The organism is uncultured Microbulbifer sp., from assembly GCF_947489355.1.
GTDB lineage: Bacteria > Pseudomonadota > Gammaproteobacteria > Pseudomonadales > Cellvibrionaceae > Microbulbifer.
The window spans coordinates 19,066-34,297 of record NZ_CANLDD010000009.1; the positions used below are offsets into that span (position 1 = coordinate 19,066).

Annotated in this window: 12 protein-coding genes; 7 read left to right on the plus strand and 5 right to left on the minus strand. The window is 53.7% G+C overall.

Features of this window, described 5'->3' with window-relative positions:
- The first annotated feature begins 242 nt into the window (after positions 1–242).
- A complete protein-coding gene (locus Q1A48_RS06115; protein ID WP_299942479.1) occupies positions 243–1,079 on the plus strand; it encodes a sterol desaturase family protein in 837 nt (278 codons plus the stop codon).
- Positions 1,080–1,301: 222 nt separating this feature from the next.
- On the opposite strand, the gene Q1A48_RS06120 is transcribed toward Q1A48_RS06115, so the two are convergent.
- The 3 genes from Q1A48_RS06120 to Q1A48_RS06130 form a co-directional block, all read right to left on the minus strand.
- A complete protein-coding gene (locus Q1A48_RS06120; RefSeq protein ID WP_299942480.1) occupies positions 1,302–1,706 on the minus strand; it encodes a DUF4345 family protein in 405 nt (134 codons plus the stop codon).
- Positions 1,707–1,897: 191 nt separating this feature from the next.
- A complete protein-coding gene (locus Q1A48_RS06125; RefSeq protein WP_299942481.1) occupies positions 1,898–2,374 on the minus strand; it encodes an Lrp/AsnC family transcriptional regulator in 477 nt (158 codons plus the stop codon).
- A 135-nt stretch (positions 2,375–2,509) separates the two neighbouring features.
- Positions 2,510–3,718, minus strand: coding sequence for an aminotransferase class I/II-fold pyridoxal phosphate-dependent enzyme (locus tag Q1A48_RS06130; RefSeq protein ID WP_299942482.1), 1,209 nt, complete (start codon positions 3,716–3,718; stop codon positions 2,510–2,512).
- A 512-nt stretch (positions 3,719–4,230) separates the two neighbouring features.
- On the opposite strand from Q1A48_RS06130, the gene Q1A48_RS06135 reads away from it, so the two are divergent.
- The 3 genes from Q1A48_RS06135 (at position 4,231) to Q1A48_RS06145 (ending at position 7,153) form a co-directional block, all read left to right on the plus strand.
- The gene (locus Q1A48_RS06135) at positions 4,231–5,283 is read left to right on the plus strand and encodes a S41 family peptidase (protein ID WP_299942483.1); all 1,053 of its coding nucleotides are present in this window, start codon (positions 4,231–4,233) and stop codon (positions 5,281–5,283) included.
- Between the two features lie 3 nt (positions 5,284–5,286).
- Entirely contained in the window at positions 5,287–6,015 is a 729-nt protein-coding gene (locus tag Q1A48_RS06140; protein ID WP_299942484.1) for an amino acid racemase, read from the plus strand.
- Between the two features lie 703 nt (positions 6,016–6,718).
- On the plus strand, positions 6,719–7,153 hold the full coding sequence (locus Q1A48_RS06145) for an MAPEG family protein (protein ID WP_299942485.1): 435 nt from the start codon (positions 6,719–6,721) through the stop codon (positions 7,151–7,153).
- A gap of 214 nt (positions 7,154–7,367) precedes the next feature.
- Here Q1A48_RS06145 and Q1A48_RS06150 read toward each other — a convergent pair whose 3' ends face one another.
- A complete protein-coding gene (locus Q1A48_RS06150; protein ID WP_299942486.1) occupies positions 7,368–8,840 on the minus strand; it encodes an FAD-binding domain-containing protein in 1,473 nt (490 codons plus the stop codon).
- Between the two features lie 344 nt (positions 8,841–9,184).
- Positions 9,185–10,132, minus strand: coding sequence for a DUF523 and DUF1722 domain-containing protein (locus Q1A48_RS06155; RefSeq protein WP_299942487.1), 948 nt, complete (start codon positions 10,130–10,132; stop codon positions 9,185–9,187).
- A 258-nt stretch (positions 10,133–10,390) separates the two neighbouring features.
- Here Q1A48_RS06155 and Q1A48_RS06160 point away from each other — a divergent pair, with 258 nt between their 5' ends.
- The 3 genes from Q1A48_RS06160 to Q1A48_RS06170 all read left to right on the plus strand — a co-directional run bounded on the left by Q1A48_RS06160 (position 10,391) and on the right by Q1A48_RS06170 (position 15,144).
- Complete coding sequence (locus tag Q1A48_RS06160; RefSeq protein WP_299942488.1) at positions 10,391–13,429, plus strand: FAD-binding and (Fe-S)-binding domain-containing protein; 3,039 nt, start codon at positions 10,391–10,393, stop codon at positions 13,427–13,429.
- A gap of 75 nt (positions 13,430–13,504) precedes the next feature.
- Positions 13,505–14,242, plus strand: a complete 738-nt coding sequence (locus Q1A48_RS06165) for a tetratricopeptide repeat protein (RefSeq protein WP_299942489.1) — start codon at positions 13,505–13,507, stop codon at positions 14,240–14,242.
- A gap of 497 nt (positions 14,243–14,739) precedes the next feature.
- Positions 14,740–15,144 (plus strand): hypothetical protein, encoded by a 405-nt coding sequence (locus Q1A48_RS06170; RefSeq protein ID WP_299942490.1) that lies wholly within the window; start codon positions 14,740–14,742, stop codon positions 15,142–15,144.
- Positions 15,145–15,232 lie beyond the last annotated feature (88 nt).

The following is a 15,232-nucleotide window of genomic DNA, read 5'->3' on the forward strand; positions in this document are numbered from 1 at the left end:
ACACGGTATCCCGATATGCTGTCACGGCAACCAAACAGGTTTGTGCGACAGTGCTGTACGGAATGGTGCCACCGTCAATCACAGGGCGGCGGGCGCCTTTGAGATTCAGGCAATTTGGTACACGTTTCGCCAGTATTTTAAGGGCAACCATTAACAATGGTCATGACAAACCGATCCGTTTGCCGGGTTATATAGCAGGGATACGACGTCTCCATTCCCAATACAAAATTGATGGTGAGTGTATGGATTTTCTAATGGACCTGGCCCAATACGGAGCCAAACACTTTCAATTGACCCTGTTTCGCTATGTGCTGGCAGCCTCTGTCATGAGTATCTGCGCAGGCTGGTTGTTTCGCACCTGGATGCACCGGCGCCGTATTCAAAAGCACCGTGCGGGGTGGAAGGATATACGCCGCGAGGTCAGCTTCTCCATGCTGACCGTGTGTGTTTTTACCGTAATCGGCACCATTGTCAGCCTGCTTGAAGAGATGGGGCTGACAAAATTATATTGGCAATGGAGCGACTACCCCATGTGGTGGAATATCGCCAGCCTGCCGGTGCTAATCCTTTTGCACGATGCGTACTTTTACTGGACTCACCGGGGAATGCACCACCCAAAAGTGTTCAAGCACTTCCACCGCCTGCACCACCTGTCCCGAACCCCCACGCCCTGGACGGCCTACAGCTTTTCCGTGGGTGAGGCCGCACTAAATGGACTCTTCTCCCCACTGATCGTCCTCATGATTCCCTTACACCCGACTATTTGGCTCTCTTTCGTGTTTATCATGATTTTCCGCAACGCCATGCTGCATACGGGCTGCGAGTTCCATCCGCGCAGCTGGGTGGACGGCCCATTGGACAATATGACCACCACCACCCACCACGACCTACATCACCAGCGTTTCCAGGGCAACTACGGCTTCTACTTTACTTGGTGGGACCGTTGGATGGGTACGGAATTCAAAGACTACAAACTCGCTTTTCGCCGGGCGGTAGACGGGAAGCAGTATGGCGCAGCGCAAGAGAAGGCATCCGGCACCCATATTAACTTAAGCCCTAGCGGTAATATACCGGCCTGACCCATCCGGCCCGCAGCTGGCCAAACGCACCAGGACGCAACCCGTTAGCTGTGGGCAACATTCATAAGCGAAAGTTGATTGCTAATCCCTACAGGCGGGGACCGCCACTGGCCATAGGCTGACACAAGCCTTTGGAATCGGGGCGGCCATACGCAATTGCAGCGGTACCTCAAAGGCAATAGCGGACAGTTTATAGCCTTCTATAGGATTGCCGGGGGTAAACTAATGACCGTGCTGGAGAGGCAGCCAGCGAGATTCGCGGTAGCAAAAAAGCCCCCAGGCCACCATTACCACTTCCAAAAAGAAAAACAGCAGGTTGCGCTCGTCAAATCCACTGACGAACAGCATGGCGTACAACCGGCCGAGCGCAAAGCCGATATAGGCGATCGAAAGTGCCGCATAAGCCACCCTGCGATACCGCCGCAATGCCTGCGCAATCAGCAGAACTACAGCGATTGCCAGTGTAAAACCGCCGTAAGTAGCGAGAAATCCAGGCATTGCAGCAGGGTTATTGAATGTGATCCCGATCACAGCGGCGAAAGCTTGCGGGTTAAGTAATGCCCCCAGACCCACAAACGCAAAAATCAACGCATTGCAAGCCAGGTAAATCCTTCCAAAGTATTTCAACGCTTATTCCCCTCCAACCGTAGTAATCGAACATTTCTTGCAATCGGCCCCAAAGGTCCTACGGCTCGACTAGAGTGTGACTACAGTATATATGAGGCTCCAGCCGCCAAAAGCCCTAATATTCACCGGATGATCATGTGTCCCCGGTTGATACAAAAAACCGGATTCTGTGCCGGCACCTGAAATAACATTTAATCTTTGAAGAGCAGTTCGAGGGGATATCCGGTGAACCGCTGGGTTTTCTCAATCACCAAATGCGAAGTCATACGGGATATGGCCGCTGCTTCATTGGCCAGCAGTTGTTCAGATACTAAATTGAAGTCCGTTGCGTCCGGACATATAAATCGCAGCATATAGTCAAACTCCCCGGACATTTTCACACAGGAAACAATCTGAGGGATATCATTGATAATATGGCGGAAATTTTCACTGGTCCGCGCATCCTGGCGTTTCAGTGCCACATTCACATAAAATTCAGCATGGCGCACCTTATCCAGGTTTATCTCAGCAAGGAATGCGCGGATATAACGCTCACTGGTCAGGCGCTTCACCCGGGCCAGACAGGCACTCTCTGACAATCCAATCTGTTCACTCAAATTCAGGTTGCTAATACGGGCGTTAGTTTGCAGTGCTTGCAAAATACGCAAATTATGCCGGTCAATTTTCACGAAGTTGGTTTCTTTTGAGTCTGAAAGGAGGCAAGGATAGCGGTATTCGCCGGTGGCTGAAACACTCTATCCCCGTGGTCGGGTAGAACTTCTCGCCTCGGCAAGGGTGGCCGGGGGAAATGAGCAGTCGTCCGCTCAGCCGACCTGGCGGCACCTGTGGGTAACAAAACGCTCAATGCGGTCCAGTGCACGGGTCAACACTACCTCATCTGCGGCAAGCGTCAGGCGCACATGGTTCACTGCACTCTGGCCGAATGGCGCGCCGGGCAGCACGGAAACCCGTTCGGCATCCAGCAGGGCCTCGGCAAACTCCTGCCCCGAGGCGGCCACATCGGACACATCCACCATCACGAACATACCTGCCTCTGGGCTATAGCAGCCGAGGCCCGGTATCCTGCCAATGCGTGCCACAATCAGGTCGCGGCGCCGCTCGTAGGCATCGCACATCTGCTTGACAAAGTAACTGTCAAACTCCAGGGCAAACGCGGCCGCTTCCTGGATAAACTGCGGGCAGCCAAAGATAGTGGCACCGGCAAACTGTGCCAGTCGATCCACCAAAGGCCCCCGCGCCACGGCCCAACCCAGACGCCAACCACTCATGGCGTGGGATTTGGACAGGCCATCAATCACGACAATATTGTCCAGCGCTTCCGCCGCCGTGCGTAGCGAAGTGTGCCGGCGAGCAAAGGTGATCATGGAGTACATCTCATCGCACACCAGCCAGATAGCCCGCTTGCGACAGTAGGCCGCAAGCGCACGCAGCTGCGCCGGTGTCGCCATGGCACCGGTGGGGTTGACCGGAGTATTAATCATCACCACCCGGGTTTGCTCGCTGATGGCCGCCTTGATCCCCTCCACATCAAAGGCAAAGTCCTTCTCTGCCGGGCAGGCCACCCGTTTCACCGATAGCCTGAGATTGTCGCAGATGGGCACATAACCGATATACATCGGCTCGGGGATCACTATCTCCTCACCGGGGTTGAGCAGGCAGGAGAGCACAGCATAAATGGCGTTAGTCCCGCCGGGAAACACCACCACATCATCGGGACTGCAGGGATGTGGCGACACCCTGCTCTCAATATCCGCTATAGCGCGTTGCAACATGGGCTCACCGGCGGCGGGTGAATAGTGCGTGCGTCCCACGCCCAGGCGGGCACGGGCAAAGTCCAGAATGGGCTCGGGGGTATCGAAATTGGGGTCCCCCACACAGAGAAAGATGACATCTTCCCCCTTCCTGGCCAAACTGTGGGCCCGATCACTGACGGCCCAGACATTGGAGTCTTCACAAGCCAGGGCTTCGCTTTGCAGACTGAATCGGGGAGTAAAATCTGTCACGTTTTCCACTACTTCTCTTCCATTTATGCCGCTAAGATAGCGGCCACAGAGGTAATCGTTGGCTCTATATCAGCGTAGATTTCGCATTACCCAGGAGTTTTCGGGTCCATTACCGCAGAAAATTCTGTGGGCGTTCGCCCTATGGCAGTCTCCGGCCAGGGATTGACACCTGATCCGCAGTGGGTAGTGTGGAACGAGGGATAACTTTTGAAGACAAAACCCCCGGCTCAGCCAGCACGGTCACAGCCCTGACTGGCAAGGCAGGTTTTTCAGGGCAAACCCGATACAGGTTTTGAAGTTCAGGCCCGCTCCACACCCCACCTGTATCGACATCGAAATGTCACAGGTTGCGCCTGATATCCAAGTGCATAAAAAATTGTCTACCATTTTTTATGCGGCTGCGCACCCCACTTAAATAAGTTAGTTCAGCCAACCATGCTGTGACGGGAAGCCGCACAATCGCCATTTGAAGATGGAACTACATCATCTACAGATCAATAAAAAATTAGGCTTAAGATGCTATGAAACAACACCTTGTCACTCTGTTACTGCTTATCCCAACTTTCGGTTTCACCGCAACCTTTTCAGCTGAGCAGAAAAATATTCTGATCAGCGCCATCGACAAGGAAATATCCTCCCGCTACGTGCTTCTTGAAAATATTCCCGCTATTAGAGAAAGTTTACAACAGGCCTCCCAGTCGGATGCGATGCGAGAAGCCAATACGCCCCAAGCAATCGCAGAGCTACTGACAACCGTGCTGGAGCCGCACGATAAGCATTTCGGTGTGCGATGGCATGACCCTAAGTCCTCTCAGGCCCGACCCAGCCCTGAGGGCTGGTTCACCAAACTCGGCAGAAAAAATTCAGGGTTTACGCGGGTCTCAGTCCTGGAGGGGAATATTGGCTATATCGATTTCTGGGGTTTCGATCATGTCAACGAAAAATCCCAAAAACGTGTCGAGGCCGCAATGACTTTGATTGAAGATACCGATGCCATTATCTTTGATCTCATAAACAATGGCGGCGGTGATGGCAATATGGGGCAGTTGATCAGCAGCTACCTGTTTGACAAACCCACCCATCTAAATAGTATTTACTGGAAATTTACCGATGACACTACGGAATTCTGGACACTCGAACAGATCAACGGCAAGAAAAAACCAAATACGCCCGTTTATATTCTTACCAGCGCAGACACCTTCTCTGCCGCCGAGTCATTCGCCTACTACCTGAAACATCTTAAGCGAGCCACCATCGTTGGCGAAACCACTAAAGGAGGAGCACACCCCATACAATTCCTGAACATCGACATGGGGTTTAAAATCTCGATCCCCATTGCAAAGGCAGTAAATCCCATCACTAAAGGTAATTGGGAAGGTGTCGGGGTATTGCCGGATATTAAGGTTCCAAGGAGGGATGCATTGAATACTGCGTATCAGTTATCCCTGGAGCAACTAAAGAAATCCACCCAAAACCTTGAGCAACTGAAAGAAATTCATGAAAAATTGAGGCAGCTGACGGAAAAACACAGCCATCTCAACAATAACCAAACCCTTCACCTTCAAAAGAAATAGACTGTGAAAGATCAGCGGAACACAAAGCATATTGGCATTGTTGGCTGCTCCGCCGAAGGCGCAGCTCTCTGCTATAAAACTATCTGTACAGAGAGCAGAAAATATCTCGGTGAACATGCCCACCCCGAGATCTCCATGCACACCCATTCTTTGGCCCGTTATGTGAAATGCCTTGAGGCAAATGACCTGCGGGGGGTTGGCGACCTGATGCTCTCTTCTGCCAACAAGCTCAAAGCACAGGGGGCAGACTTTCTCGCCTGTCCGGACAATACAATCCACCAGGCTTTCGACTATGTTGCACAAAGATCCCCCCTGCCCTGGCTCCATATCAGCGATTGTGTGGTTGCGGCAGCACAGGCACTCGGATACAAAAAACTCGGCATACTGGGCACCCAGTGGCTGGTAGAAAGCGATGTGTATCCGGCAAAGATAGCAACTGCCGGGCTCAGTTGGCAGCGCCCGCCGAAGAAAGCGATAGAAAACATAGGCCAACTGATTATGTGCGAATTAGTCTATGGAATTTTCAAGCCAGAAACTGTTCGATACTTTCAGGAGATCATTAATGATCTGGAAGATGCGGGATGCGATAGCGTTATTCTTGGTTGTACAGAGATTCCATTAATTATCGACAATAGTAATTCATCAATTCCAACACTCAACTCCAACTGCCTATTGGCCGAAGCGGCGATCAAAGAGGCTATCCCCGTTGACCGGGCGCCCTGCTTCCCGTAGAACCAAAGCCGCGTTCAATAAACGTTAAGTTTCTGATATGGCCAACCGCTTCTGCAATAGCCAAATGATCCTTGAATTCAGTATCCTGCCTGCAATTGCAGCGGTGCAACTGATCTCGCGAGTAGACGCCTGTCTCCCCAAATACCTTTTCCTATGGGAGGTTAAGCACCGATATTCAAAAATTGTTTTTCACGTTCCGAAATTTCAGGGCAGGTATCGGTTAACAGTTGCCCGCCTACACCAGTGTTATCGTAGGGATGCGCTTCAATATGGATTGTAAGCAGGTTGGCACCCAGCTCTGTACTTTCTTAAAAAGCCCGGATTAGTACCGCGATACAGGCAACTTTTCTCTCTCTGGACAGGCGAGGCGCGTAAACAATAATGCGTGGCATACTCTATCTCCATCCCAAACTGTGTACACGCCTATAGTGCAGATTCGGCACTCAGCCTGGCATGAATACAATAGAAATAGAGGGCTTCTGGCATCATCGTTCCAGCATTCCAATTGGGATGCCCTATTATGGCAAGCTCAGATAGAGATAAAACCTTGCTGTTGAGCGCGCCTGTGGTGTTGATACTGGGGATTCAGTCATCACCGGGTAAATGTCTCTTCCCTGCTTTAACGATGCACTTCCCTCATACCCGCCCTGGTGTGGTATTGTTGAATAAGAAATAATAATTCTGGATAGTCTTGGGAGCAGATATGGATACCAAAATGCTAATGATTCAACCCGTTGTTGCGCTGGTTATCTGGTCACTGGTAATGTGGGCATGGATGTATGTGACCCGCCTGCCAGCCATTGCAGCAGCGAAAATGCCGATGGACCCCGATGCCCCAGCCGGCGATCAGATGTCAAAACTACCGGCGAAGGTCCGCTGGAAAGCGGATAACTACAATCACTTGATGGAGCAGCCAACGATATTTTATGCCATCGCGCTCTCTCTGGCTGTTATTGGTGATTCGGCTACTATCAATATTCTTGCCGCATGGACTTATGTTGCCTTGAGAATTCTGCACAGCCTGATCCAGGCACTGGGCAATAAAATTGAATTGCGCTTTTTCGTTTTCCTTTTATCCAACATTCCACTGATTCTACTGACGTTTAATGGCGCTCGAACGGTTTTTTCAATAGGTTAGCATTACTGGCATAACCGGATACCGGAGCTTTGGGAGCTGGACAGGTGATGAGACCGACAGTCCAGCCCCGGAGCCAGTATAACAACTAGCCTGGATCTGTTTTTGGGGATAAAACGCGGATTTTTTTGGAAAGTGGGCTGCCCTTCCAGCACCCACCCTGCCAAGTATCTAATCTCCCAGCCCCCAAGTGTTTGGAGGAACCAAACCCCCATGCCTATTTTAGACTGGCAAAAACCGCAATCGCACGCTTGCGCCCAGCCCCCACATCACAAATGACCTGGGGATAACCTGGAACAGGAGGTGGGTTGTGAATTTCCCTGTCATTGAGTGGGGCCAGCTCCGGGATATACCGACGGATAAACGTGCCGTCTGGATCAAATCTCTGCGATTGGCTGTAGGGATTGAAGACGCGGAAATAGGGGGCGGCATCGGTGCCTGTGGAGGCCGTCCACTGCCAGCCGCCATTGTTAGAGGCGAAATCGCCGTCGATGAGGTGCTGCATAAAATAGCGCTCGCCCCAACGCCAGTCGATCAGCATATTCTTGCTAAGGAATGAGGCCACAATCATGCGCAGGCGATTGTGCATCCAGGCACTTTCATTTAATTGGCACATGGCGGCATCCACAATAGGGACCCCGGTTGCGCCGCGACTCCAACGGTTAAAAAGATCTTGGTTATAAACCCAGGGAACCCCCTCTGTCTCCACCTTAAAGGGCTGTCCCATACTCAGGCGAGGGAAGTCCACCAACAGATGGGTGTAGAACTCACGCCAAATCAGCTCACTGATCCAGCAGGCAATGCCCTCGCTGCCTCCCTGCCAACAACCATCATTTAAGCTGAGGGCCATATGGGTGCACTGGCGAATGGAAATGGCTCCGCTGTTTAAATAGGGGGATAATCGAGAAGTGCTGTCGAATGCAGGGAAATCCCGCTCGGCCTGATATTTGGTGATCCTCTCACTAAAAACCTTCAGACGCTTCTGCGCCGCCTTCTCCCCAGCCCTCCAACCCCTCACCACCCCCGTCACGGCGCTATCGATTGAATAGTGCGGCAACTGGCCGGGTATTTTCTGGGTCAGCCTGGCCCCCCCTCCCATTTCCAGCCATTTTGGCCAATGCGAGCCCCCTTCGGGCACAGGCATTTTTCGCGGCACCGGCAAAGGATTAACCGCACTTTCCGCGCACAATTGAATAAGGGTACGCTTAAAGGGGGTAAACACCTTATAGGGTTCGCCATTGCCGGTTCTAACCGATCCCGGCGACAGCAGGGTGCGGTCGCTATAGTACTCGACTTGAATACCACGCTCGCACAATATATCCCGCACGGCAGTGTCCCGGCGCTGTTCATCAATTGGATACTCCGCATTGGCAAATACACCATCGATTTTCAGGCGCAGCGCAACATGCTGCAGGGCTTTGGGTACCTGGGAGAAGGTGGAAATATGGAGGAAATACAGGGGAATATTGCGGGTTTGCAACCGGGTCTGCAATTCGTGCAGACAGGCCATGCGAAAGGTCACCAGTGTATTGCCCTCATCGTGATTTTTCCAACTGGCGGGGCAGGCAATAAAGACTGCGGCCAATTGTTGACAACACTGACTGGCGTGGTACAGCGCCGAGTTATCGTGCATACGCAGGTCACTGCGAAGCCATACCAAACCGCGCTCCAGGGACAGTTTTCGGCGCATTATTTCAGCGGCTCCCGCAGTTGCGCAATCGCGCTCTCTTTGGCGACCGGCAGTACAGCGAAAATGGCTAATTTCCCCAATTCATCCGGACCAGCGCGCTGCATTTCAATAAAATCCTCCTCTCAGCCAGAGGGGTTTGTCAAGCCTCTGTGTCGAATTCGGTAACCCCTTTGCGAAAAAGTGTTGTGGATATGCCCAGTAGCCTTTGCAAATACGAGGCGGGGACAGCAGGCCCTGGCAGCGCTTTCAGTCCCGTAATGTCACCGAGTGAACCGCGTGGTGAGCCACTTCGCGAAGTGGCAGGTGGGCCGCTTTAGGAATTGCAGTGTCAACCATAGTGGCTTTCAGCGGAATTCGCACAAACCCAGTTCGGCCGGCTCCGCGGCGAGCAGAACCTGGCTGTGAATAAAATGGTGCGGGCTGCGCGGCAAATAGTGGCGCAGCATGGTGAGCACCGCAGACAGGGGTTTATGCCCCTGGCGATATGCTTCAATAAGTTGTGCCAGCTCCGCCCGCTCTGCCCTGTTTAAATATCCCTTCAAGTGCCCCTGGCTGTGCATCAGGGCATTGGTTCGGTCCTCGCGGCTGGCCTGGTGCGCAAGAATTTCCATCATTTTCCCCCGCACTTCACAGGCAAATTGCTTCGGTCCCAACACACGGACATTGGCGATAAACTGGCCGAGCGCGCGGGTCAGGGGTTGGCTGTGTGCGAGCAGAAGATATTTGTAGGCAGTATAGAATTCGATCACCCGCGCCGGACGCAGATCGGGGGCCACATAGCGGTGCCAGGCATCGTAGGCAAATACACGGGTGAGGAAGTTTTCACGAAGGCCGCTGGCATTCAGGCGCCCCACTTCCTCCAGGGGCAGGTGCGGGAAATGATGACGCAGACGCGCAGCAAACAGCCCTGAATCGTGGGCCAGAATGCCCTTTCCATCCGCTTTGTAATGCGGTGTGGTGCGCACACCGCAACTTGGGGACCTCTGCATCAGAATAAAACCGCGCAGGTTTTCCACTTCTGGCACAATCTGGTCCGCATAAGCCTCCAATGCCTCGGTAACCTCTATAGCGGAATCCTCCCGCCCTACCGCCCGCAGGCGGTCGCTCACAATCAGGTGGATGGGTGGTCGCGGCACGCCCATGCCAATCGCCACCTCCGGGCAATAGGCGCGCAGGTCAAAACAGTGGCCCAATAATTCGGTGCAGACTTTACTGTGCTTGTGACTGCCGTTGTAACGCACCGGATCACCCACCGCGCAACGGCTGATTCCCACCGGGATCTTGTGAGGCAACAACTGGATATGCATGGTTTTAAGGCGCGGAAAATACCTGTTTCTTTTTTATAGCCTGCCGCGTTTAGTTATACAAGGACTACTTTTGTACAGCTTTCTGGCACCAGGGCTTCGGCTACACCGCGCTTGCGCCCACCCACATCACAGCTACAATGCGGGGTCACATTTTTACCAGGCAGCTGGGCAGCGAGGCTTTACTTCACCGCTTCCACCGGTCATCTGTGCGGTCTCTACCTACCCGAAACTACGGATTAGCCCATGATTCCAGCATTGCGCGAAGTTGACGAGGTTCAGGCGCTGTATTTGCAGTTTTTGCAGGCGCTGGCAGACGCGGGGTTTCGCGGTGACATCACCCCCAGTTATGCCAACCGCATGGTTCTTGCGACAGACAACTCCATTTATCAAGTACTGCCCCAGGCAGTGGTATACCCCCGCGACAATCGTGACCTGCAGTTACTGGCGCGACTGGCCGACCGGGAGGACTTCCACTCCGTGGTACTCTCCCCCAGAGGCGGTGGTACCGGCACCAATGGCCAGTCCCTCAGCGACGGACTGGTGGTGGATATCTCCCGCCATATGAACCAGATTCTGGAAATCAATGTGGAGCAACGCTGGGTGCGCGTACAGGCGGGCGTCGTCAAGGACCAGCTGAATGCCGCACTCAAACACCACGACCTGTTCTTTGCCCCGGAACTCTCCACCAGCAACCGCGCCACTATTGGCGGTATGATCAATACCGATGCCTCGGGCCAGGGCTCCTGTGTCTACGGCAAGACCCGCGACCACGTGCTGGAACTGCATACCGTGCTCATAGGCGGCGAACTGTGGCAATCCTCATCCATAGACGAAGCGCGGTTGCGGGAAATCAGCGGTGGCGATAAGCGCTCGGCCAAAGTGCACAAAACCTGCGACGAAATCGCGCGACAAAAGGCAGATTTGATCGAGCAGAAATTTCCCAAGCTGAACCGCTGCCTCACCGGCTACGATCTGGCCCATATCCGCGAGAACGGGTGCTTTAACCTCAACAGTGTGCTGTGCGGTTCCGAGGGCACCCTCGGCTTTGTGGCAGAGGCAAAACTCAACCTGCTGCCGATTCCCGAGTGCGTAGCGCTGGTGAACCTGAAATACGACCACTTCCGGGATGCCCTGCGCGACGCCAAGCACTTGATGGACGCCGGTCCCATGTCTATCGAAACGGTGGACAGCAAGGTACTGCAGCTGGCCATGGAGGATATCGTGTGGCACAGCGTGAGCGGGTTTTTCCCCACAGAGGACAGGCCGGTCAAAGGAATCAACCTGGTGGAGTACGCAGCGAATTCCGAAGAGGAATTGGAAAGTGCACTGACAAGATTCACCACACAAATAGGCGAAGTGATCGGTCAGCCGGGCAAGAGCTTCGGCTACTCCATCGCCCGCGGCCACGCAGAGGTCAATCGCATCTGGGCCATGCGCAAACGGGCAGTGGGTCTGCTGGGCAATGCCCCGGGGGAAAAGCGCCCGATTCCGTTTGTGGAAGATACTGCGGTACCCCCGGAACAGCTGGCGGACTTTATTGCCGAATTTCGTGCGATTCTGGATGAAGCGGGCCTTGATTACGGCATGTTCGGCCATGTGGATGCAGGGGTATTACACGTGCGCCCAGCCATCGATATGAAAGACCCGCAGCAGGCGGCACACATACGCCCCATCACTGATCGGGTGGTGGCCCTCACGCAGAAATACCAGGGGTTGTTGTGGGGTGAACACGGCAAGGGAGTCAGGTCTGAATATGCGCCGGAATTTTTTGGGGAACTCTACCCCGAGCTACAAAAAATCAAAGCCGCATTCGACCCGCGCAACCAGCTAAACCCCGGCAAAATTGCCACGCCCGACGACAGCACCAACCTGTTGAAAATTGACGCGGTGGCGATACGCGGTGAATACGACCGGCAGATTCCCGCCCAGGTATGGGAGGGCTACAGCGAAGGGGTACACTGCAACGGCAATGGCGCCTGTTTCAACTGGAACCCCGACGACGCCATGTGTCCCTCCTACAAAGCCACACGCAACCGGATTCACTCACCCAAGGGGCGCGCCTCACTCATGCGGGAATGGCTGCGTCTGTTGAGCGGGCACGATGTGAATGCGATAGCCAGCGCACGCAAATACCGGGAACGCTCCTTTTTTGTCGGCCTGCCCAAACGCATCGTGAACTCCCTTGCCAAAATGCGTGGCGAGTACGATTTCAACCACGAAGTGAATGAAGCCATGCAGGGCTGCCTGGCATGTAAATCCTGTGTGGGTCAATGCCCTATCAAAGTGGATGTGCCGGAGTTTCGCAGCAAGTTCCTCGAGCTGTATTACAGCCGCTACCTGCGCCCATTGAGGGACTATGCCGTGGCCGGGTTGGAATTTTTGATGCCGCAATTGGCAAAGCTGCCGCAGCTCTATAACTGGCCGTTGCAGCTGAAGCCGGTAACCGCCCTGATGGAGAGCGCTTTCGGCATGGTGGACAGCCCGCGGCTCTCACAGGTAACACTGAAGGCCAGGGTGCGGGAACTGGGTGTGCCCACCGCCAGCAAAGCCTGCCTGGAGGCCCTGGGCCCCACCCAGTGCAGTCGCGCAGTGATTATCGTGCAGGACGCCTTTACCAGTTATTTTGACGCCAAAGTGGTATCGGACATACTGCGCCTGCTCAAGCATCTGGATTTCGTACCCCTGTTGGCGCCCTACCGGGCCAACGGCAAGCCACTACATGTATACGGATTCCTGCGCCAGTTCCAGCGGGTGGCTCAGGGCAACAGCGAAATGCTCAACGATCTGGCGGCACGTGGCATTCCCCTGGTAGGCATAGACCCCTCCATGACCCTCACCTACCGTTCGGAATACAAAAAACTCCTCGGTGAACGGGCGCCAAAAGTCCAGCTGCTGCAAGAGTGGCTGGCTGAGCAGCAGGATCACCTGACACAACAACGCGAACGGGTGCGTCCCGGCAGTTTTCAGTTGCTGCCGCACTGCACGGAGCAGACCATTGCCACCGCCTCGTTGAAAGACTGGCAAACAGTATTCTCCGCTCTTGGCCTTGAGCTGCAAACCGAAAACCTTGGCTGTTGCGGCATGGCCGGCACCTACGGTCACGAGGCTGTACACAAGGAGACCTCGCGCGTGATCTTCCAGCAGTCCTGGGCCACCAAACTCAGCCGCGGTGAGGGCAACCAACTCGCCACCGGCTACTCCTGCCGCTGCCAGGCAAACCGCTTTGCGGGTGTTAGTCTGCGCCACCCTCTGCAGGGACTGCTGGCACAACTCAAAAATTAGGGATTAACTGACGTAAGGGGCCGGCAAAAGTGCGCCCCTGAATCGTCCACCCAAAGCAGCCCGCGGGAAGTCCCAGTGCACAAAGGCCCAGCCAATTTACCGATCTTTTTTTACGTGCTCCTCGGCATGGCGATACTGCTTCTTGTTATGTTTACAGTGCAAAACGCCTGGCGCAAAGACGCGACACTTGGCAGGAACGGTATCCAGAACCCCATGGCATGGGTCAATAAGGCCGAAGCCCTCGCCCGCAGCGGCAACTACCACGACGCTCTGCCCCTCTATGAAAAAGCCATTGCTGCCCTAGCGCCATATCCATCCAGGCAGCAGCCCCTGCGCTACCGTTATGGCATCATTTTGAATGCCCTGGGCGCCGAATCACGTCCAGACCTGTATTTGCTGGCCCGCGCCCAGTTTCAATCCGTACTCGACTATCTGGATTCCGGTGCCAAATTACAGCACTCGGCCGCCAGGGTCCGCTCTGCCCTGGCGCACACCTATCATCAGCAGGCCGCCAGCGAACTCACAACCACCCAGCGCACTCACCTGCTGAACACAGCCTACCTCCTCTATAAGGGTGCTGTGGCTGGACTGGTGGAACAGGGGGAATGGCACAACCTCGCCATTACCTATTTCAATCTGGGCCAGGTCTGTGAATGGCAGGGCAACCTTCCGGAAGCCATCACCTGGCTGGATAAGGCTGTACAATTGGATTTTCGGTACGGGTTTCCCGACCTGGAAGAGGATAGCAACTACCTTTCTGCACTGCGCCGGCAGATCCAGCCAATTGTGCAGCATACGGAAACCTCCCTCTGAACGCAGTGTGAGTTTACCAGCTAGCCTGTGACTACATGGTTTCTCCGTCCTGCCAGGCAATTTCCCCAGTGATTCAGCAGCTTTGAATGGCCAGTCACAAATAATTACGGAGAAATTTTTTACTTTCTCCTCTGTGTCCGAGCAGTCCATCCCAGACGGGGGACTCCCTTCTCTTAGGATGACATCGCTGTCATCTTTTTTTTCTCTGCCGGAAATCATTTACCAAGGGCGAGCGGGTCAGCGCCAACCTCAACTGCACAAAAAGCATACAGCGCAAACTTGTTGCGGAAAAAAACGAAGAAAAGGTATTTAAGATTATTTTTGAGAAAAAAAAAGCCATTTCATACGGGTTATTGTGGTTTTACAGAAAAAGTTGATCGGTCTGCCACCGCCTGTAATATAACCAGCGTTGATTAAATATTGATCAATTATTCCTAAGGATACTTAAACTTCATAAGCACCTTTTGGCTTGTGATCATTTTACTCCTGGAGGGGACATGATGAAACAGACTCTGCGTAATACCTTCTTCTTTGTGGCTGCTTTTCTCGCCATTGGTATGAGTGTCAATGCATCGGCGGCGATCAAGAAAACCATGGTCGTGGACGCAACCGCTTACAATTCCGTACCCGGCCAGACCGACAGCGACCCCTGGGTAGCGGCCTGGAACAACCGCTTGCGCCCGGGTGATAAAGTGATCGCCGTATCCCGTGATCTGGAAAAACACGGCCTGACCAACGGTGCCAAGGTAAAGATTGAAGGACTGCCGGGTACCTATACTGTGCGCGACCGTATGAACAAGCGATTCAGAAACCGCATCGACGTGTGGATGGAAAAAGATATCAAGAAAGCCCGTGCCTGGGGCAAGAAAAAGCTGAAAATCATTTTTGAACCGGCTAAGTAAGCAGAGCTGATTTCAACAACCCTTGTGACCCCGCCCTCCAGCGGGGTTTTTTGTATTGCCGCTGCCAGGCAATTAGACAGGACTTTTG

What these genes read in the sequence shown, in the direction of transcription:
- Q1A48_RS06135 (WP_299942483.1), top strand. Translation starts at nt 4,231, where the DNA reads ATGAAACAACACCTTGTCACTCTGTTACTGCTTATCCCAACTTTCGGT.
- Q1A48_RS06150 (WP_299942486.1), bottom strand. Translation starts at nt 8,840, where the DNA reads ATGCGCCGAAAACTGTCCCTGGAGCGCGGTTTGGTATGGCTTCGCAGT.
- Q1A48_RS06145 (WP_299942485.1), top strand. Translation starts at nt 6,719, where the DNA reads ATGGATACCAAAATGCTAATGATTCAACCCGTTGTTGCGCTGGTTATC.
- Q1A48_RS06170 (WP_299942490.1), top strand. Translation starts at nt 14,740, where the DNA reads ATGATGAAACAGACTCTGCGTAATACCTTCTTCTTTGTGGCTGCTTTT.
- Q1A48_RS06115 (WP_299942479.1), top strand. Translation starts at nt 243, where the DNA reads ATGGATTTTCTAATGGACCTGGCCCAATACGGAGCCAAACACTTTCAA.
- Q1A48_RS06160 (WP_299942488.1), top strand. Translation starts at nt 10,391, where the DNA reads ATGATTCCAGCATTGCGCGAAGTTGACGAGGTTCAGGCGCTGTATTTG.